Here is a 20,168-nt window from a genome sequence, read left to right as displayed (position 1 = left end):
CCTGTTTGTTACTTATTTTAACACAGCCTGTCCGTCAAGGAAAGGCCTGTCCGCTGCAAATCCTGTGAAAGTTCACCCGGCCGCCCGTCCGGAAGGGCCAGGGCCGGTGAGCGCGAAAAAGCGGCGCATCTCCCGGGTCCCGCAGCCCACGGCCCGGCAAGCGGCAATCCCCTCCCGCGCGGCGGCTTTTGTTATTGCCATGCCGGGCGCAATGCGCTATAATCGTTTTGTATAAGCCCCGGCTGGTGCGCCGGGGCTGTTTTGAGGGGGAAAGGGGAATTTTTTACTTCATGATCAAATCCGTTATTTTTGATATGGACGGACTGCTCATCGATTCTGAACGTCTGGAAATGAGCAGCTGGAGGCAGGCTTTCCGGGAAATGGGCCTGCCCTTTTCCGAGCAGCTGATCGCAAGCTGCCGGGGCACCGGGCGCGAGGATATCCGCCGCCGCTTCGAGGCCTATCTCGCGGGCAAGCCGGTGGGGTTCGACGACCTGCTGGGCCGCAAGAACCAGTTTGCCCGCCAGGTCACGGCCCGCGAGGGCGTGCATCCCAAAATGGGGGCGCTCACCCTGCTGTCCTGGCTGCGCGACAAGGGCTACGCCATCGCCCTTGCCACCTCCACCGACGAGGAGATCGCCGCCCAGAAGCTGCGCAGCATCGGTTTTTACGAATACTTTGACCTGTGCGTCTACGGCAGTATGGTCGCCCTCTACAAGCCCGCGCCGGACATTTTTCTGCACGCCATCGGGCTGCTGGGCTGCAGACCGCAGGAGTGCCTGGTGCTGGAGGATTCCCCCAACGGCATCCGCGCCGCCCATGCCGCCGGGGCAAAACCGATGATGATCCCCGACCTCACCCAGCCGGACGACGAGCTGAAAGAGCTGCTGTGGGCGCAGGGCACGACGCTGCTGGACGCCATCCCGCTGCTGGAGGACGACCGGGCGGGAGAGGAGGGCGCGCTGTGAGCAACACTGTGATCCCGCAGGGCTATCGCTCCTGCCTGACTTTATACGAGACCCAGAGGGCCATCGGCCTGATCAAAAACCTGTTTCTCAACCGCCTGTCCACGGCGCTGCACCTGAAACGGGTCACCGCGCCGCTGTTTGTGGACCCGGCCTCCGGCCTCAATGACGACCTGAACGGCGTCGAGCGCCCGGTCAGCTTCGACGTGCCCGCCTCCGGCTCGGACGCGCAGGTGGTGCATTCGCTGGCGAAATGGAAGCGCTTTGCGCTGGCGCAATACGACTTTCATGTGGGCAACGGGCTTGTGACCGACATGAACGCCATCCGCCGGGACGAAGAACTGGATAACCTGCATTCGATCTATGTGGACCAGTGGGACTGGGAAAAGGTCATCACCCGCGAGCAGCGCACCATCCCCTATCTGGAACAGACCGTCAACGGCATCGTGGGCGCCATCTGCGGCACCCTGTACGACCTGAAAGACTATTTTCCGGCGCTGGACGTGGAGCTTTGCCGCGAAGTGACCTTTCTCACCAGCCAGCAGCTGGAGGACCGCTACCCCGGCCTGACCCCAAAGCAGCGGGAGGACGCGGTGGTGCGGGAGTATCACACCGTATTTCTGGAGCAGATCGGCGGCAGGCTGCGCTCTGGCAGCCCCCACGACGGCCGCGCGCCGGACTATGACGACTGGGACCTGAACGGCGACCTGCTGTTCTATGACCCCCTGCTGGACCGGGCGCTGGAGATCTCCTCCATGGGCATCCGGGTGGACGCCGAGTCGCTGGACCGCCAGCTCACCCTGGCGGGCTGCGACGGGCGCAGGGCCCTGCCTTTCCACAAAGCGCTTCTGGCGGACGAACTGCCGCTCACCATCGGCGGCGGCATCGGCCAGAGCCGCCTGTGCATGCTGCTGCTGGGCAAGGCGCACATCGGCGAGGTGCAGGTCTCTCTGTGGGATGAGGAGACGATCACCGCCTGCCGCGAGGGCGGCGTTCAGCTGCTGTAAAAAATCTCGCAAAAAGCCGCCGCAGGGCGGCTATTTTTGTTTCCCGCTCCCGGCGGGGCCGGCAGTCCGCGCGGCGCCCCCGCTTTCCCGCGCGCAAAAAAGAGGGGCCGCATCTCGCGGCCCCTCTTTTATCTGCTGCTCAGACAGGCAATCGCCCGCTCAGACCCCGGCCAGGATCTCCACCGCGCGGATGGCCGTGCGGATGGCCCCGGTGGTGTCATGAGTCTCTTTCTGGTCCAGGCCCGCTTTTTCCCGCTCCTGGTTCCAGACGCAGAGCATCACTGCGCCCGCCTGCACGCCCAGCACCTGGCTGACCGTATATAGGGCCGCGGTCTCCATCTCGCTGCCCAGCGCGCCGCCCCGGATCCAGGCCTGCCACTTGTTTTCCAGCTCGTAGCTCACCGGCATACGGGCCGGGTCATGCTGGCCGTAGAAACTGTCCTTGCACTGCACCACGCCCGTGTGGCTGGGCAGCCCCAGTTCCTTTGCGGCCTGCCTCAGGGCGATGGTGACGTCGATATCCGCGATGGCGGGAAACTCGATAGGCAGGTATTCTTTGCTGGTGCCCTCCTGCCGGATCGCGCCGTTGACAACCACCAGATCGCCCGCCTGTACTTGCAGCTGCATGCCGCCGCAGGTGCCCACCCGGATCAGATGGGACACGCCCAGCATGTGCAGCTCTTCCACCCCGATGGCGGTGGAGGGACCGCCCATGCCGGTGCTCATGACCAGCACCCGGACGCCCCGGGTCTCCGCCAGCCAGCTGGTGTACTCCCGGTTGCTGCCGATCTGCCTTGCATTTTCCATCAGGGCGGCGATCTTTTCCACCCGTCCCGGGTCTCCGGGCAGGATGGCGTAGTCCGCGCCCTCCAGGTCCGCTTTGCAAAGGCCGATGTGATAGAGTTTTTCATGTTGATGCATAAATGTCACCTGCTTTCTGTGCCAAAACGGCACTCATAATCCTGATCGCGCACCGCCCGCAGCGCCCGCGCGCGTTCCCCTGCGATGCGGCCGCCGCTTTGGAAGCGAGAAGCGCAGACGGGGCGGCCGCCTGCGCCGGGCCAAACCTTTCCAGCGTTTTGGCCCGCCGCCTCCTTCCGAAGCGCTGCGGCAGAAACGCAAAAGACCACGCGCAGCCGCCAAAAATCGGCTGTCCGGCAGGGGGGTGTGCCGCCCGGCATGGACGGGACACCCCGGCCGCTCCACCGTCACGATGGGCAAACGCACCGGCTGCCACAGCGCCCGCGCGCATCCAGACCGGCCGCCCTCTGCGCTGGGGCGATGACCCACCTGTTTCAAGACCATTATACCACAGATCTGTCTGTGCGCGGCAGCAAAAAGGCCTTTCTTTTTTGGGTCTTTTCCATCCTGCCCGCCGCCCTGCCCGCCGTCCCAGGTGCTTGGGAAAAAGCGCCGGCCGGGCACGCAGGCACGCATTTTGCGTCGGCGGCCGCTCTGCGGCCTCTCTCCCCGCATAACCCCTGTCCCCCTTTGCATAAGATGGGATAACGGGCGCTTCCCGGCACGGCTGCGCCCTATCCTGATATGGTAAAGGTGGAATCATGTATGAAAGGCAACCCCGAAGAACGGGCCGTCGCGCTGGGCGAATATATTCTGGAGACCGGTCAGACCGTCCGCGCTGCGGCCAAGGTTTTCGGCATCTCCAAATCAACGGTACATAAAGACGTGACCAGCCGCCTGAGACGGGTCAACCACAGCCTTTACGACGAGGTGCAGAAGGTGTTGACCCAGAACAAACAGGAGCGGCATATCCGGGGCGGCATGGCCACCCGCCACAAATATCACCCGGAAGAGCCGGCCGCCGCCCAGGGGGAATGATTTTTTCTTGAACCGGGCCCGATTCTGTACTATACTTTCTGTAACGGAAGGCTGTCCGAAAAAGCCGGGAACTCCCGGCCGGGACCGGGGGCCGGGAGCGCTCTTTTCATCCCCCCTGCGGCCGGGCGGCGGCCTTAAAATCCGGAACAGGGGGAACAGGGTATGGAGGATCTGGCTCGGGTAGGGCGTCTGGTGGACGAGGTGGCGGAAAAAGCGATCGGGCTGAACAAAAAAATCTGGAGCTATGCGGAACTGAATTTCCGCGAGGACAAAAGCGCCGCCGCCCTGGCGGACGCGCTGGAAGCCGAAGGCTTTGCGGTAGAGCGGGGCGTGGCCGGCGTGCGCACCGCTTTTGTCGCCAGCTTTGGCAGCGGCAGGCCGGTGATCGCGCTGCTGGGGGAATACGACGCGCTGTCCAGCCTGTCGCAAAAAGCGGCCTGCCCGCGCCGCGAGCCTCTTGCCGAGGGGGCGCCCGGGCATGGCTGCGGACACAGCCTGCTGGGCGCCGGCGCTTTTGCCGCGGCGGTGGCGGTGAAGCGCTATATGCAGGAGACTGGCCTGCCCATGACCGTGCGCTTTTATGGCTGCCCCGCCGAGGAGGACGGCGGCGGCAAGGTGTACATGGCCCGTGAGGGCATGTTCGACGACGTGGATGCGGCGCTGACTTGGCACCCGGACGCGGTCAACGCCGTCAAGGGGGTGGGCAGCCTGGCCGTGATGGGGGTGCTCTACTCGTTCAAGGGGCAGTCCGCCCACGCTGCGGCCGCACCGCAGGCCGGGCGCAGCGCGCTGGATGCGGCGGAGCTGATGAATATCGGCTGTCAGTTCCTGCGGGAACACATGCCGCCCGACTGCCGCCTGCACTACGCTTTCCGCGACGTGGGCGGCGCCGCGCCCAACGTGGTGCAGGCCAGCGCCAGCCTGCACTATTATATCCGCGCCGGCCGGGTAGACGAGATGTTCAAGCTGTTCGAGCGGGTGAACAAGATCGCGGCGGGCGCCGCCATGATGACCGAGACCGAGATGCAGTACCGGATCATCGACGGCTTTTCCGACTATGTCCCAAACCGTGTTCTCAGCGAGCTGATGGCCCGCTGTATGGCCGACGTCGGCGCGCCCGCTTTTGACGAGGCGGACCGGGCGCTGGCCGCTGAGTTCGCCGCCACCCTCACTGCGGAAGAGCGGCACAGCAACCTGGATCCCGCCTGCCGGGACAACCGGCTGTCCTACCGCTACTTTGACGGCAAAGTGCTGGACGACACGGTGATCCCTTTCTGCTGCCAGCCGGACCTGCCCTCTCCCGGCAGCACCGACGTGGGGGATGTGAGCTATTGCGCCCCCACCGCCCAATGCCAAGTGGCGACGATGGCGCTGGGCACCGGCGGGCATACCTGGCAGATGACCGCCCAGTCCGACAGCTCTATCGGGGAAAAGGGCATGCTGGCCGCCGCCAAAGCGCTGGCCCTTACCGCCGTGCGGGCCGCCGCCGACCCGCAGCTGCTGGAGGCTGCGGCCGCCGAATGGCGCCAGAGCTGCCCGGACGGCTACCGCTGCCCCATGCCCGCTGAAAACCGGCCGGAATTTTGAAAGGGGGGTACGGCATGTGGGCGGTCTATGCCGCTGGTTCGGCACTGTTTGCCAGTCTTACGGCCATCCTTGCCAAGATCGGCATCGACGGCGTCAACTCAAATGTTGCCACGGCCGTGCGCACCATCTTTGTTCTGGTGATGGCCTGGGTGCTGGTGGGGGTCACCGGCAACTTTTCCGGCATCCGCGAGATCTCCCCGCGCGGCTGGCTGTTTCTTGCCCTCTCCGGCCTTGCCACCGGCGCCAGCTGGCTCTGTTACTACAGGGCGCTGCAGCTGGGCCAGGTGGCCAAGGTGGTCACCATTGATAAATTCAGCCTGGTGCTGACCATCCTGCTGGGCGCTTTGCTGCTGGGCGAACACCTGAACCTGAAAACCGTGCTGGGCGCGCTGCTGGTCACCGCGGGCACGCTGGTGATCGCGTTTGCCTGACGATCGGACGGCTGCGGCCGCCGTATGGGAAAGCCCTTTTCCCTGCGGCGGCCTTTTTGCCCCCTTTGCCGGCGGGACGCTTTTTTAGGAGAAAGGCCAGGGGGGCGGCGAAAACGCGGCGGTACGGCGCTTTTTAAAAAACCGCTTTCCCCTGCCGGCAAAGGGCGCGGAACGGCACAAAAAAACTGACGGGCGTTTCCCCGTCAGTTTTTTCTTGCCCTCAGCGAAAATCAAAAAAGCATTTTACCGGCACATCCAGCAGGTCGGAAAGGGCGAAAAGCACGTCCAACGACACGCCGCTCAGCGCGGATTCCACTTTGCTGATCGTCGTCCTGTCCAGCCCCAGCGCCTCGGCGAGCTGTTCCTGCGTATAGCCTCTGTCCCGCCGATAGTAGGCAATGTTCAGCCCGAGCTTTTTATACTTATCGTATTGCCCACTGTCCATGACTTCACCTCTATGGTAACAGTGTAACCGTCTTTCAGTGGCTTTAACATAGATTTAAATTCTTCAAATATTACTTCACATTCTTCATATCCTCTTTTATAATTTACATTGATAGAATTTTATCCCGCCATCTTTCTTCACTTTGGAAGAGAAAGGATCCCTCCTGCCGAAACTAAATTTTTCTGAGTGGGACCCGATCATGAAAGAAGAGTTTCCCGAGCGGCCGCGCCTGACAAGGCACCTGTACCAGCGGCAGGCCAGCAGCACGAAAGCGGAGTTGCGCCGCAGCTGGCTGGCGCAGCCCAGGGGCCTGCGGATGATGTTGTTGACGCCGCCGATACAGAAGAAATAAGCCCGTAAAAAACAGCAAAGCAGCAGAGATCGCTGGCGGCCAGGATCGTGCGGAGAGCGTTTTTCTCGATAAATTTCGGTCTTTACCGCCTGCCGCCCAAAAAATCATCATCGGGGCGCTTGATTTTTTTGCTCTCTTTTCCCGGCAGCATCCCCCGCCCCGCTGAGGCCCCTGTGGCGGCCTCCCCCGTCCCCGCATACCCTGTGGTAACGGCCCCGGGCGCTTTTGCGCCCCGCCGAAACTTTCAGGAGGAATGCCTTCATGAGCATTGGTACTCTTCAGATTTTCTCCCGCTCGGCGACCGACGGCCTCCCGGTGCCAGGCGTGACCGCCCGCGTGCGGCCTTCGTCCGGCACCGGCGACGCGCGAAACGTCACCACCGACGAGTCGGGCTATGCCGACCCCATCCGCCTCACCGCCCCCGACAAAAGCTATTCGCTGGACGAAAACAACGATTCGGTGCTGCCCTATGCCACCTACGACATCACGGTGGACCACGAGGGCTACTACCCCATCGTCATGCGCGGGGTGCAGGTGTTTGACGGGGAAAACTCCCTCGCCGAGCTCAACATGATCCCGGTGGAGGAGAACGCGCAGTTCCGTGCCGCGCCCGAAATTTTCGATATCCCCGAGCACGCGCTCTTTTCCGGCGACGGCGGCACCGGCGCCGAGCCCGCCGTGCAGTGCGAGCGCATTTTGACCGAAGTGGTCATCCCCAACAAGATCGTCGTTCACCTGGGGCGCCCGGCGGCCAGCGCGCGCAACGTGACGGTGCCTTTCCGCGACTACATCAAAAACGTGGCCAGCAGCGAGATCTATCCCACCTGGCCGGTGGAAGCGCTGAAAGCCAACATCTACGCCCAGATCAGCCTGGCCCTGAACCGCATTTTCACCGAGTGGTACCGCAGCAAGGGCAAGGGCTACGACTTTGACATCACCAACTCCACCAGCTACGACCAGTATTACGTCCACGGGCGCAACATCTTTGAGTCGATCAGCAAGGTGGTGGACGAGGTCTTTAACACCTACATCCGCAAAGAGGGCACCATCGAGCCCTATTACGCCGAATACTGCGACGGCAAATCGGTCACCTGCCCGGGCATGAAGCAGTGGGGCACCAAAAGTCTCGCCGACCAGGGCTACAGCGCCATCCGCATCCTGCGCTATTATTACGGCAACAGCGTCGAGCTGGTCACCACCAACAACATCAAGGACGTGCAGGAGAGCTATCCCGGCACCCCGCTGCGGGTGGGCAGCACCGGCGACGCCGTGCGCGTCATCCAGCGCCAGCTCAACCGCATCGTGAAAAACTATCCTTTCATGGGCACCATTCCCAACGTGAACGGGGTGTTCGGCACCGATACCGAGAGCACGGTGAAAAAATTTCAAAAGCAGTTCAGCCTCACCGCCGACGGTGTGGTGGGGCGCGCCACCTGGTACAAGATCAGCTATATCTACGCCTCGGTGAAAAAGCTGGCGGAGCTGACCAGCGAGGGCGAAGAGCCCAGCGGCCAGCCCTCCGCGGGCACCTATCCGGGCGCCGCCCTGCGCGAGGGCAGCACCGGGGCCTCGGTGCGCCAGCTGCAGTTCTGGCTGTCCACCGTATCGGGCTACGTCTCCTCGGTGCCGGACGTGGCGGTGGACGGCGTGTTCGGCCCCTCCACCACCGCCGCGGTCAGGGCGTATCAGAAGCATGCCGGCCTGGTGGACGACGGTGTGGTGGGGCGCGCCACCTGGGACCGCCTTTACGCCGACTACCAGAGTATCGAGGGGGACATCTCCGACTCGGACGTCAACTTCCCCGGCAAATATCCCGGCACCCTGCAGCAGGTGGGCAGCCGCGGCAACAGCGTGCGCCAGCTGCAGTTCTGGCTGTCGGTGCTCAGCGACTTTTATCCGGCCATTCCCGCCGTGACGCCGGACGGCATTTTCGGCAGCGCCACCGAGGCGGCCGTGCGCGCCTTTCAGGCCAGGTTCTCGCTGACCGCGGACGGCATCGTCGGCCCCGCCACCTGGAACAAGCTGTACGAGGTCTACACCAGCCAGATCAACGGCATCCTGGACCAGAACGAGACGCCGGGCGTCTATCCGGGCAGCCCGCTGCGGGTGGGCAGCACGGGCATCAAGGTCAAGGAGGCGCAGTTTTACCTCTATCTGCTCTCCGCCTATTACACCACCGTCCCGCGCATCGCCTACGACGGCATTTTCGGCCCCGCCACCCGCGAGGCGGTGGTCGCCTTTCAGCGGGTAGCCAACCTGTCCGCGGACGGCGTGATCGGCCCCGCCACCTGGCAGGCGCTGTACAGCACCTACCAGAAGCTGCGCACCACCGACGGCCCGGTCATCGCCTACCAGTTCGAGCCCTATCCGGGCCACCCCGTGGCGGAGAACACCGAGGGCCAGGCGGTGCGGTTCATCCAGTTTATGCTGGCCCTGGGCGAGATGTATTACCCGGCCCTGCGCGAGGTGGAGATCACCGGCTTTTACGACGAGGACACCCGCCTTGCGGTGGAGGCCTTCCAGGATGAATTCAATATCCCGGTCACCGGTGTGGTGGACAAAGAGACCTGGGACGCCATGCTGGAGATGCTGTTCGAGCTGCTGTCCTCCGCGGGCGGCATCGGCAACACCCCCACCGGCGATTATCCGGGCTATGTGCTCACCGTCGGCAGCGCCGGCCCCGCCGTGAAAGAGCTGCAATACTACATGAACCAGATCGCCGAGCGCTACTGCGCGGCGGACTTTGTGCGGCAGGACGGTTATTTTGACGAGGGGACCCGGGACGCGGTGATGGCGTTTCAGGAGGGCTTCGGCCTGCCGGTCACCGGCTTTGTGGACCGCGAGACCTGGGACGTGATCTACAATTACTACCTCACCCTCACCGGCCGCGCCACCGCCAAGACCAAGATCTGGGTCTACGACGAGTATGAAAACCGCATGATGGTCTATTACCGGGACGAGAGCGAGGCCATGCCCTACTCTTACGGCACCACGCTGCGGGTGCGGGAGTTCCGCGGCAGCAGCAAGAGCCCGACCCTGTGGACCACCGTGCGCGCCATGGAGAGCTGGAACCAGACCCGCCGCAGCTACGGCAGCGGCATCCCGGTGGGCTATGCGTTCAAGCGCATCTGGGAGGGCGGCCACGGCACCACCAGCCAGCACTACGCGGGCGTCGCGTTCGACGTGGGGCAGCGGCTGACCAGCGCGCAGCGCCGCCGCATCTGGCAGGTGGCCTCCAACCTGGGCGTTTGGGGCTATGTGGAGCCGCTCTCGATGACCCCCACCTGGGTGCACTTTGACCGCCGCTACGGCCGGCCCGCCTGCGGCGGCACCAGCGGCTATCCCACCGTGCGCCGCGGCAGCCGCAGCACCTATGTGCTGATCCTGCAGGACGCTCTCAACGCGCTGGGCTATGGCACCAAGACCCTGGACGGCGCCTTTGGGGCGAACACGGAGAGCGCCCTGAAAGCATTCCAGCGCAACAACGGCCTTTCCGCCGACGGCATCTGCGGCTGCAACACCTGGCGCAAACTGGCCGGCGCGGCGGTGGGCATCGGCAAGACGCAGACCGTCATCAACTGACGGGCGTGAAAAAGGGCCGCCTTGACGGCCTCGCCATAGGCCTCAGGGGCAGACAGCGGCCCGCAGCGCAATAACAGCCGGCAGGGCGGCCCCGCACAGCGCCCTGCCGGGACAAAAATACGGGCACACCGCGCTTTTTTTGCAAGCGGTGTGCCCGTATTGTAGGATCGGGTTTTTGAGGCGGCACGGAGAGGCGCCCGTTTGGGCGCCTCTCCACAATAAAACGGCGGCAGGGAGCGGGTCTCCCGCCGCCGCTTTCTGTTTTCGGGCAGGTGGTCTTGTGCGCGCATGCCCGCCCCTGCCCTTATCCGCCCTTTTTTTCCAGTGCCGCCGCAGGCCGGATCCTTTCCGAGCCCGGCGGTCTCCCCTCCCGCAAAGGCGGAACTTTTCTGCGCCGCGCTCTTTTCCGGGGCTGCGTGCGGACCGCCCCAAGGGGGAAAACCCCCGGGGCGAAAAGGCGCCGGGGGCGCACACATCGCCGCGGGGAGCGTCAGCCCCTTTTGCCGCAGCCGGCCGCCGGGAAAAGCGGCCGCGCGCGGCACATGGCTTTCGAAAAAGCGCGCCTTTCTGCGCCGCGGTGCGGGCGCGCTTGCCGCCCTGCTTTCACGCTTCTTTTTTGCCCTTTTCCACGTCCGCCTGCCGCGCTTGCTTGCGGTACTGGGCGGGGGTCATGCCGGTCAGCCGTTTAAAGCTCTGCGAAAAATAGCTCTGCGAGGAAAACCCCACGATCCGCGCGATCTGCGAGATATTGTGGTTGGTGCTTTCCAGCAGCTGTTTGGACCCCTCGATCCGCCGCTCGATGAGATAGTTGATGGGCGAGATCCCGTTGGCCCGCGTAAAGGCGTGCACCAGATAATACTTGTTCAGATGGGTACGCTTTGCCAGTGTGTCCAGCGTGATGTCGTCGCCGAAGTTTGAGTCGATGTACCTTTTGACGGCGCTGCACTCTTTGCTGGTCTTTTGATTATCCACCGGCGCCATGGCAAAATGCGCCGAGCGCATCATGTTCAGCACCAGCACCTCCAGCAGGTTCTGGCAGATCACCTCATAGCCCTTTTCATGCCCCTCGATCTCCCGCAGCATCTCCCGCAGATAAAACAGCAGCCGGTCGCGCTGCGCCCCGTAGTTGTAAACGCTGTACGCCGCGCCCGCCCCGTCAAAATCGAACGCCATCTTATCCACGCCCAGCACGATATATTCCAGCGGGTTCTGCCCCAGGCTGAGTTCCGTGTGCTCGATATTGGGGTTGACGATGATCAGGTCGTCGGCCCGCACCTCAAACTGCTCGCTCTCGACCTGGAAACGGCCGCGCCCCGAGAGCACATAAAAAAACTCGGCAAAATAATGGGTGTGGGGGATACTGCTCCAGTCCCCCTCATATTTTGACGTCGTCACATACAGCAGCCGCGCGCTGATGCGGCTGTCCGGCTGGCCCGGCATGGCATATCGCGTATTGCTCAAAAGATCAGCCCCATTTTTAGTAATATTGCTAAGAGCACAAAAGCTGCAGGAATTTCCAGCAGTTTCCATTATTATAAACCGTTTTTTTGCTGGATACAAGTGTACAATATAAACTCATTTCATGGCCGTATTTATGTGCAAAAAGACGATTATCTTTTTGTCCCTGTTTGACTTCAAAGTATTTTGCCTAAAATTCTTTTCTTTCCCGCTGTGTTTTTGTGGTATTATTTTAAAGCAATATTTTTAAAATTCAAAGCAAGAAAGAAATTTGAATCCCCCTTTACAGGAATTATACTGAAAGTGCGATTGGGGAACAGGATTCCCCGCCACGGGCCTGGTCCACAGGCCCCCACAGAAAAGGAAACTAGGAGGAAACCCGATGAAAAAGTTTCTTGCTCTCTCGATGGCCGCCGTCATGGCAGCCAGTCTGCTTGCCGGCTGCGGCGGCTCGGGCTCTGGCTCGGGCAGCAGCGCCGTCTCCAGCGGCAGCGCCGGCGGCGGCGCCGCCCAGACCATCAAGGTCGCCGCGATCGAGACCGCCTACGGCAGCGATATGTGGAAAGAGGTGGCCGCGGCCTTTGAGGCCGAGACCGGCATCCACGTCGAGCTGACCACCGACAAAAACCTGGAGGACGTCATCGGCCCGGCGATGAAAGCCGGCAATTATCCCGACGTCGTCCATCTGGCCACCGGCCGCGAGGACGCGCTGACCGAGACCTTTATCAAGGACAACGCCCTGCTGGACATCACCGACGTGCTGAGCATGACCGTGCCCGGCGAGAGCGCCAAGGTGAGCGACAAGATCGCGGGCGGCTTTACCGAGACCTCCCTGACCAACCCCTACGGCGACGGCAAGACCTATCTTGCCCCGATGTTCTATTCTCCCTGCGGGCTGTTCTACAACGCCGGCCTGTTCGAGGAAAAGGGCTGGTCGGTGCCCACCACCTGGGACGAGATGTGGGAGCTGGGCGACAAAGCCGCCGAAGAGGGGATCAGCCTGTTCACTTACCCCACCACCGGCTATTTCGACGCGTTCTTCTACGCGCTGATGTACTCTGTGGGCGGCGCTGAATTCTTCGACAAGGCCACCCATTACGAGGAGGGTATCTGGGATACCCCGGAGGCCCAGACCTGCTTTGACATCGTGGCCAAGCTGGCCTCTTACACCGAGCCCACCACCCCGGCGCAGGCCAACGACCAGGACTTCACCAAAAACCAGCAGCTGGTGCTGGACAACAAGGCCCTGTTCATGCCCAACGGCACCTGGATCGTGGGCGAGATGGCCAAAGCGCCCCGCGCCGACGGCTTTAAATGGGGCATGACCGCCCTGCCCGCAGTGGAGGACGGCGGCGACGGCTACAGCTATACCTGGTTTGAGCAGGCCTGGATCCCCGCCGGCGCGGCCAACCCGGACGCGGCCAAGCAGTTCATCGCTTTCCTGTACAGCGACGTGGCCTGCGAGATCTTTGCAAGTGCCAAAAATGCCGACGGCGAGCCCACTCCCGCCATCCAGCCGGTGCTGAACATCGCCGACAAGCTGGAGGGGGATAACCAGCTGTTCTACTCCATCTACGACAACGGCGCTAAAGCCGCCATGGGCAACTTTGCCGCCACCGACGCCATCGAGGGGCTGGACATCCGCACCGTCTGGTTTGACCCGGTCAACAGCCTGGTGGCCGGCACGATGACCGAACAGCAGTGGATCGACGGCGTCAAGGATGCCAGCGACCAGCTGCGCGGCGCGCTGAAATAAGCTCCGCCGATACCGCTGAAGCAACGACACAGCAGGAAAAGCGGCGGTGAGCAGTTCCCCTGCTCACCGCCGCTTTTTTTCAGGGAAGCGGGATGCGGGAAAAAATGCCCCCGCGTCCGCGCACGCCTTTATCAGAAAGGAGATGAGCTCGTGGAAAAAGGCAAGGGCCGCAAGCGGTTTTTGTTTTTCTGCGTGGCGCCGGCCGTCCTTCTGTTCACCGTCTTTATGGTGATCCCCTCCCTTAACGTCTTTCGCATGTCCCTGTTCCGCCGCAGCGCCTACTCCCCCACCGAAGAGTTTGTCGGGCTTGAAAACTTTACAAAGCTCTTTGGGGACGCAAACTTCATCCGCTCGATACAGAACACGATCCTGCTGATCGTGGTGGTCACCATCGTGACCTTTGGGTTCGCGCTCGTCTTTGCGGGCATCCTGACCCGCGAAAAGATCAAAGGGCAAAATTTCTTCCGCGTGATCTTCTATGTCCCCAATATCCTGTCCGTGGTGGTCATCTCGGCCATCTTCTCCGCCATCTACGACACCAATAACGGCATCCTCAACAGCCTGCTTTCCCTTTTTTCTCCCGAAAAGGTCGCGATCCTCTGGAAAGGCGAGGGCATGGTGATGACTAGCCTGATCATCGCCATGGTCTGGCAGGCCATCGGCTATTATATGGTCATGTACATGGCTTCCATGTCCAGCGTGCCCGAAAGCGTTTACGAGAGCGCCAACCTGGACGGCGCGGGCAGAGTGACCCAGTTTTTCCGCATCACGCTGCCGCTGATCTGGACCAATATCCGCACCACCCTGACCTTTTTCATCATCTCCACCATCAATATGGCCTTTCTGTTTGTCAAGGCCATGACCAACGGCAACCCCAACGGCGCCTCTGAGGTGGCGCTGAGCTATATGTACAAGCAGGCCTATACCAACTCTTCCTACGGCTACGGCATGGCCATCGGCGCGCTGGTGTTCCTGTTCTCCTTTGCGCTCTCCGCCGTGGTGAACAAGGTCACCGAGCGCGACGCGCTGGAATTCTAAGGGGGGATTTTTTATGGAGCAAGTCAAAAAGACCTCCGGCGGCGAGCGGCTGTACAAAGTGTTTATCTATGTGGCGCTCATCACCCTGGCGGTGCTGATCCTGGTGCCGGTGGCCTGGGTGTTTATGGCCTCTATCAAGGAGAACAGCGAGTTTTACGCCAACCCCTGGGCCCTGCCCGCGGGCTTTCACTTTCAAAACTTCGTCGAGGCCTGGACCGAAGCGCGGATGGGCGACTATATGCTCAGCTCGGTCCTTGTCACGGCGCTGGCGCTGGCGATCCTGCTGGTGGTTGCTCTGCCCGCCGCCTACGCCCTGTCCCGCTTCCATTTCCGCGGCCGCCGCTTTTTCAGCACCTGTTTTATGGCGGGCCTCTTCATCAACGTCAACTACATCGTGGTGCCCATCTTTTTGATGCTGGTGGACGGCGACAAGTTTTTGCGGGGGATCTTCGGCAGGGGATTTCTGCTCAACAACATCGTGGTGCTGGCCCTGGTCTACGCCTCCACGGCGCTGCCCTTTACCATCTATCTGCTGTCGGGCTATTTTTCCACCCTGCCCCACGCCTATGAAGAGGCGGCCTACATCGACGGCGCAGGGTATGGGCGCACCATGGTCAAGATCATCTTCCCCATGGCAAAGCCCAGCATCATCACCATCATCCTGTTCAACTTTCTCTCGTTCTGGAACGAGTATATCATCGCCATGACCCTGCTCACCGACCCCAACGGCACCCGCACCCTGCCGGTGGGCCTGATGAACCTGACCCAGGCCCAGCAGTCCGCGGCCCAGTACGGCCGCCTGTACGCCGGGCTGGTGCTGGTGATGCTTCCCACGCTGCTTCTCTACGTCTGCGTGCAGAAAAAGCTGACCCAGGGCATGACCCTCGGCGGGCTGAAAGGATGAGGTGAGACGATGCAATTCTGGAAAGAGCACGAAAAACTGCGCGTGGCGCTCATCGCCGCCTTTTTTCTGCTGGGGATGATGCTGGTCATCGCCGGCTGGAGGATGACCGGCAGCCTGCCCGGCCTGGGCATCATGCTGGCCGGCCTGGCGCTGCTGCTTGCCGCGCTGTATCTCTACAACAAACCCTTTACCGACCCCCGGCCCAAAAAGAAAAAGCGCTGAGCGCACAGGGCCGCTTTGCCCGGCCCCGCGCCGCGCAACACAATGAGCAAATGAGGTGAAGCGATTGTCCATCCGCGACAATGAGAACCAGACCCCTGCCCTTACCGGGCGGGTCACCATCCCCACCGATATGGACGTGGTGCCCGAGACGCTGGCCCTGCTGCGCCGCTGGGGCGCGGACGCCATCCGTGACTGCGACGGCACCGCCATGCCCGAAGAGCTGGTCCACTCGGGCGCCAAGATCTATTCCACCTATTACACCACCCGCAAGGACAACGCCTGGGCAAAGGCGAACCCCGATGAGGTGCAGCAGATGTACGTCAGCACCCGGTTCGTCACCGCCACGGGGCCCATCCTTTCCATCCATCTGATGGAGGGCCTCTACCCCGAGCTGCTGCGGGTGAACACCCACGACGACATCCGCCGCTGGTGGGAGGTCATGGACCGCACCACGGGCGAAGCGGTGCCGGTGCAGACCTGGCACTACGACTGCACGGCCGGCGATGTGGTCATCGAGAACGCCGAGCCGTTTCACGATTATTCGGTGAGCTTTCTGGCCTATATCATCTGGGACCCGGTGCACATGTACAACGCCGTGATCAACGGCTGGAAAGACGTGGAGCATCAGATCACCTTTGATGTGCGCCAGCCCAAGACCCACGCCTACACCATGCGGCGGCTGCGCCGCTATCTCGAAGAGCATCCCGAGGTCTCCGTGCTGCGCTTCACCACCTTTTTTCACCAGTTCACCCTGATCTTTGACGAGCTGGCACGGGAAAAATACGTGGACTGGTACGGTTATTCCGCCTCGGTGAGCCCGTATATCCTGGAGCGGTTTGAAAAAGAGGTGGGCTACCGCTTCCGCCCGGAATACATCATTGACCAGGGATATCACAACTGCCCTTACCGCGTGCCCAGCAGGGAGTTCCGCGATTTTCAGGATTTTCAGATGCGCGAAGTGGCCGCACTGGTGCGGGAGATGACCGACATCTGCCACGAGTACGGCCGCGAGGCGATGATGTTTCTAGGCGACCACTGGATCGGCACCGAGCCTTTCGGCCCTTACTTCAAAGACACCGGGCTGGACGCGGTGGTGGGCAGCGTGGGCAACGGCAGCACGCTGCGCCTGATCAGCGACATCGAGGGGGTCGGTTACACCGAGGGGCGCTTTCTGCCCTATTTTTTCCCGGATACCTTTCACGAGGGCGGGGACCCGGTGCGGGAAGCCAAGGTCAACTGGGTCACCGCGCGGCGGGCGATCCTGCGCAGGCCCATCGACCGCATCGGCTACGGCGGTTACCTGAAGCTGGCCCTGGAATTTCCCGAGTTCATCGACTATGTGGGCAGCGTCTGCGACGAGTTTCGCCTGTTGTATGAAAACGCCCGCGGCACCACCCCGTTCTGCTTCAAACGGGTGGCCGTGCTCAACTGCTGGGGCAAGCTGCGCAGCTGGGGCTGCCACATGGTGCATCACGCGCTTTATTACAAGCAAAACTACAGCTATGCCGGCGTGATCGAAGCGCTGTCCGGCGCGCCCTTTGATGTCAAATTCATCAGCTTTGAGGACGTGCTGCGCGACCCGGCACTGCTCTCCCGCTTTGATGTGGTGCTCAACGTGGGCGACGGCGACACCGCCTACACCGGCGGCAGCGTCTGGGAGGACCCGCGCCTCTCGGCCGCGGTCAAAAAATTCGTTCACGGCGGCGGCGGCTTCATCGGCGTGGGCGAGCCCGCGGGGCACCAGTATCAGGGCCGTTACCTGCAGCTGGGCAGCCTGCTGGGCGTGGAGGAGGAGCGCGGCTTCACGCTGGGCCGGGACAAGTACAACTGGGAAGAGCACCCCCACTTTATCACCGAGGACTGCGCGGGCGAGATCGACTTCGGCGAGGGCAAGGAAAACGTCTACGCGCTGGAGGGCGCCACCGTGCTGCGCCAGAAGCGCAGCGGCGTGCAGCTGGCGGTAAACTGTTTCGGCAAGGGACGCGGCGTGTATCTCAGCGGCCTGCCCTACAGCTTTGAGAACAGCCGCCTGCTCTACCGCGCCATCCTGTGGGCCGCTTCGGCGGAAAACCGGCTGCACGAGTGGTTTTCCACCAACGTCAACGTAGAGGTCCACGCCTATGTCAAAAACGGCAAATACTGCGTTGTCAACAACACCTACGAACCGCAGACCACCACGGTCTACCGCGGCGACGGCAGCAGCTTTGTAAAAAACCTCGCAGCCAACGAGATCGTCTGGTACGAGATCTGAGCGCTTCAAAAAACGTCCCGTACACACGGAGCGCGGGCAGGGGCCGACACCCCGCCCGCGCCCTGTTTTTACTGTTGACAACCACCCCTCTGTGCGCGCAAAATAAAGAAAACGCTCCCCCTATCCACTAAACGCGAGGAGGTATCCGCCATGAAACGATTGCTCTGTCTGTTTTTGTGCGCAGCGCTGCTCGCCTGTCCCCTGTTTTCCCTCACCGGCTGCGGGCGGGTCGACAGGGAGGCTGCCGTGCCGGTAGTCATCGACACGGACCCGGGCATCGACGACGCATTCGCGCTTTTGATCGCCGCCTCCAGCGACCGGCTGGACATCCGCGGTATCACGGCGGTACACGGCAACGTGCCAGTGGGCAAGACCGCGCTGAACGCGCTGAAGCTGGCGGCGTTCTTCGGCGTCGACTGCCCGGTGGCCGTGGGCGCTGAGGCGGCGCTGGACGGCTCAATGGCCACCATGGAGAACGTACATGGCGCCAACGGCCTGGGCAACGTGGCACTTCCCGTCCCAGCCAAAGGGTTTGACAGCCGCAGTGCGGTAGAACTGCTGCACAGCGCCGCACAGGAGGCGGGCGGCGCGCTGCAGGTGCTGGCGCTGGGTCCCCTGACCAACATCGCCGCCTGGCTCACCGCCTACCCGGACGACGCCGCGCTGATCGCGGGCGTCACGCTGATGGGCGGCTCGCGCGGCAAGGGGAACATGTCCCGCTATGGCGAGTTCAATATCTACGCCGACCCGCAAGCGGCAAATATTGTCTTTGACAGCGGCCTGGCCATCACGATGGCGGACCTGGAAGCGACCCAATATGCCTATCTGAAAACCGATGAGCTGCGTGCCCTGGCGGGAGAAGAGAACCCCTGCGCACAGCTGATCGGCGGCCTTTGCGATTTTCTGGAGCAGAAAGGTGCGGAGGACGGCGGCAAGACACTGCACGATGCGCTGGCCGCGGCCTGCCTGATCGACCCCAGCCTTGCGGGGGCGGTGCGGGCCCGTGTCACGGTGGACCCACAGGCCGACGCAAGGCACCGCGGCCAGACGGTGGTGGAGGAAGATGAAAACGGCAACGTGACTATTCTGGACAAGCCCGACACCGCGCGCTTTACCGAATTTCTGCGCGGCTGCGTGGAGCGTTATGAAGCGGCCCCGCCAACGGACAGCGCCTCTCTGCCCGGCGGCGAAGAGAGCTTGTTTCTCAGCCTGCCCTGGCTGCTCACCAGCGCGGATAAGGCGGCCGAGTCTGTGGTCCGCGTCTCCGATCAGCCATTGGGATTCGCGCTGGCGGACGGCTCTGCCGGTGTGATCGACACCCTGATCCAGTTCACATCCACCGGTGAGATCGCGGCGCTTGCAGAACTTCCTGAGGACACGGCTTCCCCTGTCCTGATCCTTCGCCAGGAAGACCGGGCCTACACGCTTTACCCCGTTTCCCATCCCTGGGTTCCGGGCAGTACCGGCCGTCATTACGTGCTTTACCGAGAACTGGAGCTGGCGCTGCGCACGGAATTTGAGGATATTGATCCGAAACTGCTATGGCCTGATTTTCAGCCGGCAGCTGCCTTGAACCTTGAAGAGGCTTTTCAGCTGGACTGCGGCGGCTGCTTGACCGCCTGTGCCCCGCTGTCTGCAGCCGGAACCGGCGTTTTTTGCCGCCCTGAAACAGACACAAAGCCGCTTCAGGCAGTCGTTCTGCGAGAGGATAGAAGTCGTTTTTATCTGGTCACTCCGGATGAGGACCGTCATTTCAGCGGCCTGGTCGCCAATGGTTCCGACGGCAGGTCCTATGAAGTTTTCAGCCTCCCGTTTCAACAAAACCCCGGGGATGGCGGGCCCGTTTCGGTGGATTTCTGTCTGGTCCCCGATCTCCCAAAAGGAGTGAAAGTGATCTCGCTGGACTATGAGGGGACCGTCTCCCATCACCGGCAAAACAGGGTGGCGCTGGATCTCACCACACTCCCCCAAACCGTTGTGGTGGACGGCATCGCTCTCACCCTGACCGGCCTGAGCCAGGGCAGCGGGCTTGTGTTCACCGAGGACGGAAGCATGAACCATCCTTTTCATATGGTGGAATACGCCCCCCGCGTGCCGGAGGGCTATCTCACTGAAGTGAGAGCGACCCGGGAAGATCTGACTGCCTCCCTTGGCTGGGGAAGCATTCCAAATCACCTCTTTATTCCCTATTCCACCGGGCTGGATGACAGCCTGGACAATGAGCGCTTTTTTGCCGCAGTGGATCTCACGCTTTTCTTTTCCGAGCCCGGCATTCTCGCGTTTTAAAGCCTCTGCCTCCCGGCTGCGCGCTTTTTCTGCGGAAGAGCGCGC

Annotated in this window: 16 protein-coding genes; 13 read left to right on the top strand and 3 right to left on the bottom strand. The window is 62.3% G+C overall.

The genetic code is table 11. From position 1 onward, the window contains the following. The first annotated feature begins 290 nt into the window (after positions 1-290). Positions 291-968: an HAD family hydrolase gene (locus tag H8S23_RS13970; protein ID WP_186887835.1), complete on the top strand. Its 678-nt coding sequence runs from the start codon at positions 291-293 to the stop codon at positions 966-968. Next, the gene (gene asnA, locus H8S23_RS08180; protein WP_186887834.1) at positions 965-1,972 is read left to right on the top strand and encodes an aspartate--ammonia ligase; all 1,008 of its coding nucleotides are present in this window, start codon (positions 965-967) and stop codon (positions 1,970-1,972) included. Before H8S23_RS13970 ends, asnA begins: the two co-directional genes overlap by 4 nt. Before the next feature lie 159 nt (positions 1,973-2,131). On the opposite strand, the gene udp is transcribed toward asnA, so the two are convergent. Further along, positions 2,132-2,893 carry a uridine phosphorylase gene (udp, locus tag H8S23_RS08175; RefSeq protein WP_186887833.1) on the bottom strand — a complete coding sequence of 254 codons (762 nt, stop codon included), beginning with the start codon at positions 2,891-2,893 and terminating at the stop codon, positions 2,132-2,134. A gap of 645 nt (positions 2,894-3,538) precedes the next feature. On the opposite strand from udp, the gene H8S23_RS08170 reads away from it, so the two are divergent. From H8S23_RS08170 to H8S23_RS08160, 3 genes are all read left to right on the top strand, one after another. Beyond that, positions 3,539-3,811 carry a sporulation transcriptional regulator SpoIIID gene (locus H8S23_RS08170; RefSeq protein WP_186887832.1) on the top strand — a complete coding sequence of 91 codons (273 nt, stop codon included), beginning with the start codon at positions 3,539-3,541 and terminating at the stop codon, positions 3,809-3,811. A gap of 162 nt (positions 3,812-3,973) precedes the next feature. Further along, positions 3,974-5,398, top strand: a complete 1,425-nt coding sequence (locus tag H8S23_RS08165; RefSeq protein ID WP_186887831.1) for an amidohydrolase — start codon at positions 3,974-3,976, stop codon at positions 5,396-5,398. Positions 5,399-5,412: 14 nt separating this feature from the next. Next, positions 5,413-5,829 (top strand): EamA family transporter, encoded by a 417-nt coding sequence (locus tag H8S23_RS08160; RefSeq protein ID WP_186887830.1) that lies wholly within the window; start codon positions 5,413-5,415, stop codon positions 5,827-5,829. Between the two features lie 220 nt (positions 5,830-6,049). Here H8S23_RS08160 and H8S23_RS08155 read toward each other — a convergent pair whose 3' ends face one another. Beyond that, positions 6,050-6,274, bottom strand: a complete 225-nt coding sequence (locus tag H8S23_RS08155) for a helix-turn-helix domain-containing protein (RefSeq protein WP_186887829.1) — start codon at positions 6,272-6,274, stop codon at positions 6,050-6,052. A gap of 199 nt (positions 6,275-6,473) precedes the next feature. Between H8S23_RS08155 and H8S23_RS08150 the strand changes: the two genes are divergently transcribed. Then, complete coding sequence (locus H8S23_RS08150; RefSeq protein WP_186887828.1) at positions 6,474-6,626, top strand: hypothetical protein; 153 nt, start codon at positions 6,474-6,476, stop codon at positions 6,624-6,626. Positions 6,627-6,887: 261 nt separating this feature from the next. Next, positions 6,888-10,208, top strand: a complete 3,321-nt coding sequence (locus tag H8S23_RS08145) for a peptidoglycan-binding protein (RefSeq protein WP_243165923.1) — start codon at positions 6,888-6,890, stop codon at positions 10,206-10,208. Between the two features lie 603 nt (positions 10,209-10,811). Here H8S23_RS08145 and H8S23_RS08140 read toward each other — a convergent pair. Continuing rightward, positions 10,812-11,669, bottom strand: coding sequence for an AraC family transcriptional regulator (locus tag H8S23_RS08140; protein WP_243165922.1), 858 nt, complete (start codon positions 11,667-11,669; stop codon positions 10,812-10,814). Positions 11,670-12,048: 379 nt separating this feature from the next. On the opposite strand from H8S23_RS08140, the gene H8S23_RS08135 reads away from it, so the two are divergent. The 6 genes from H8S23_RS08135 (at position 12,049) to H8S23_RS08110 (ending at position 20,123) form a co-directional block, all read left to right on the top strand. After that, the gene (locus H8S23_RS08135; RefSeq protein ID WP_186887827.1) at positions 12,049-13,422 is read left to right on the top strand and encodes a carbohydrate ABC transporter substrate-binding protein; all 1,374 of its coding nucleotides are present in this window, start codon (positions 12,049-12,051) and stop codon (positions 13,420-13,422) included. Between the two features lie 150 nt (positions 13,423-13,572). Next, positions 13,573-14,460 (top strand): ABC transporter permease subunit, encoded by an 888-nt coding sequence (locus H8S23_RS08130; RefSeq protein ID WP_186887826.1) that lies wholly within the window; start codon positions 13,573-13,575, stop codon positions 14,458-14,460. A gap of 13 nt (positions 14,461-14,473) precedes the next feature. Next, on the top strand, positions 14,474-15,364 hold the full coding sequence (locus H8S23_RS08125; protein ID WP_186887825.1) for a carbohydrate ABC transporter permease: 891 nt from the start codon (positions 14,474-14,476) through the stop codon (positions 15,362-15,364). A gap of 9 nt (positions 15,365-15,373) precedes the next feature. Then, positions 15,374-15,586, top strand: coding sequence for a DUF6903 family protein (locus H8S23_RS08120; RefSeq protein ID WP_186887824.1), 213 nt, complete (start codon positions 15,374-15,376; stop codon positions 15,584-15,586). Positions 15,587-15,641: 55 nt separating this feature from the next. Then, positions 15,642-17,837: a 1,3-beta-galactosyl-N-acetylhexosamine phosphorylase gene (gene gnpA, locus H8S23_RS08115; protein WP_341479905.1), complete on the top strand. Its 2,196-nt coding sequence runs from the start codon at positions 15,642-15,644 to the stop codon at positions 17,835-17,837. 150 nt (positions 17,838-17,987) lie between these two features. Continuing rightward, the gene (locus tag H8S23_RS08110) at positions 17,988-20,123 is read left to right on the top strand and encodes a nucleoside hydrolase (protein WP_186887823.1); all 2,136 of its coding nucleotides are present in this window, start codon (positions 17,988-17,990) and stop codon (positions 20,121-20,123) included. Positions 20,124-20,168: the final 45 nt, after the last annotated feature.

The organism is Anaerofilum hominis (assembly GCF_014287275.1).
Classification (GTDB): domain Bacteria; phylum Bacillota; class Clostridia; order Oscillospirales; family Ruminococcaceae; genus Pygmaiobacter; species Pygmaiobacter hominis.
Note: the sequence above shows the minus strand (reverse complement) of the source record. Positions and strands in the feature narration are given on the sequence as shown.

Coding starts and splice junctions, on each gene's coding strand:
- H8S23_RS13970 (WP_186887835.1), top strand. CDS start 291: ATGATCAAATCCGTTATTTTTGATATGGACGGACTGCTCATCGATTCT.
- udp (WP_186887833.1), bottom strand. CDS start 2,893: ATGCATCAACATGAAAAACTCTATCACATCGGCCTTTGCAAAGCGGAC.
- H8S23_RS08170 (WP_186887832.1), top strand. CDS start 3,539: ATGAAAGGCAACCCCGAAGAACGGGCCGTCGCGCTGGGCGAATATATT.
- H8S23_RS08165 (WP_186887831.1), top strand. CDS start 3,974: ATGGAGGATCTGGCTCGGGTAGGGCGTCTGGTGGACGAGGTGGCGGAA.
- H8S23_RS08160 (WP_186887830.1), top strand. CDS start 5,413: ATGTGGGCGGTCTATGCCGCTGGTTCGGCACTGTTTGCCAGTCTTACG.
- H8S23_RS08155 (WP_186887829.1), bottom strand. CDS start 6,274: ATGGACAGTGGGCAATACGATAAGTATAAAAAGCTCGGGCTGAACATT.
- H8S23_RS08150 (WP_186887828.1), top strand. CDS start 6,474: ATGAAAGAAGAGTTTCCCGAGCGGCCGCGCCTGACAAGGCACCTGTAC.
- H8S23_RS08145 (WP_243165923.1), top strand. CDS start 6,888: ATGAGCATTGGTACTCTTCAGATTTTCTCCCGCTCGGCGACCGACGGC.
- H8S23_RS08135 (WP_186887827.1), top strand. CDS start 12,049: ATGAAAAAGTTTCTTGCTCTCTCGATGGCCGCCGTCATGGCAGCCAGT.
- H8S23_RS08125 (WP_186887825.1), top strand. CDS start 14,474: ATGGAGCAAGTCAAAAAGACCTCCGGCGGCGAGCGGCTGTACAAAGTG.
- H8S23_RS08120 (WP_186887824.1), top strand. CDS start 15,374: ATGCAATTCTGGAAAGAGCACGAAAAACTGCGCGTGGCGCTCATCGCC.
- H8S23_RS08110 (WP_186887823.1), top strand. CDS start 17,988: ATGAAACGATTGCTCTGTCTGTTTTTGTGCGCAGCGCTGCTCGCCTGT.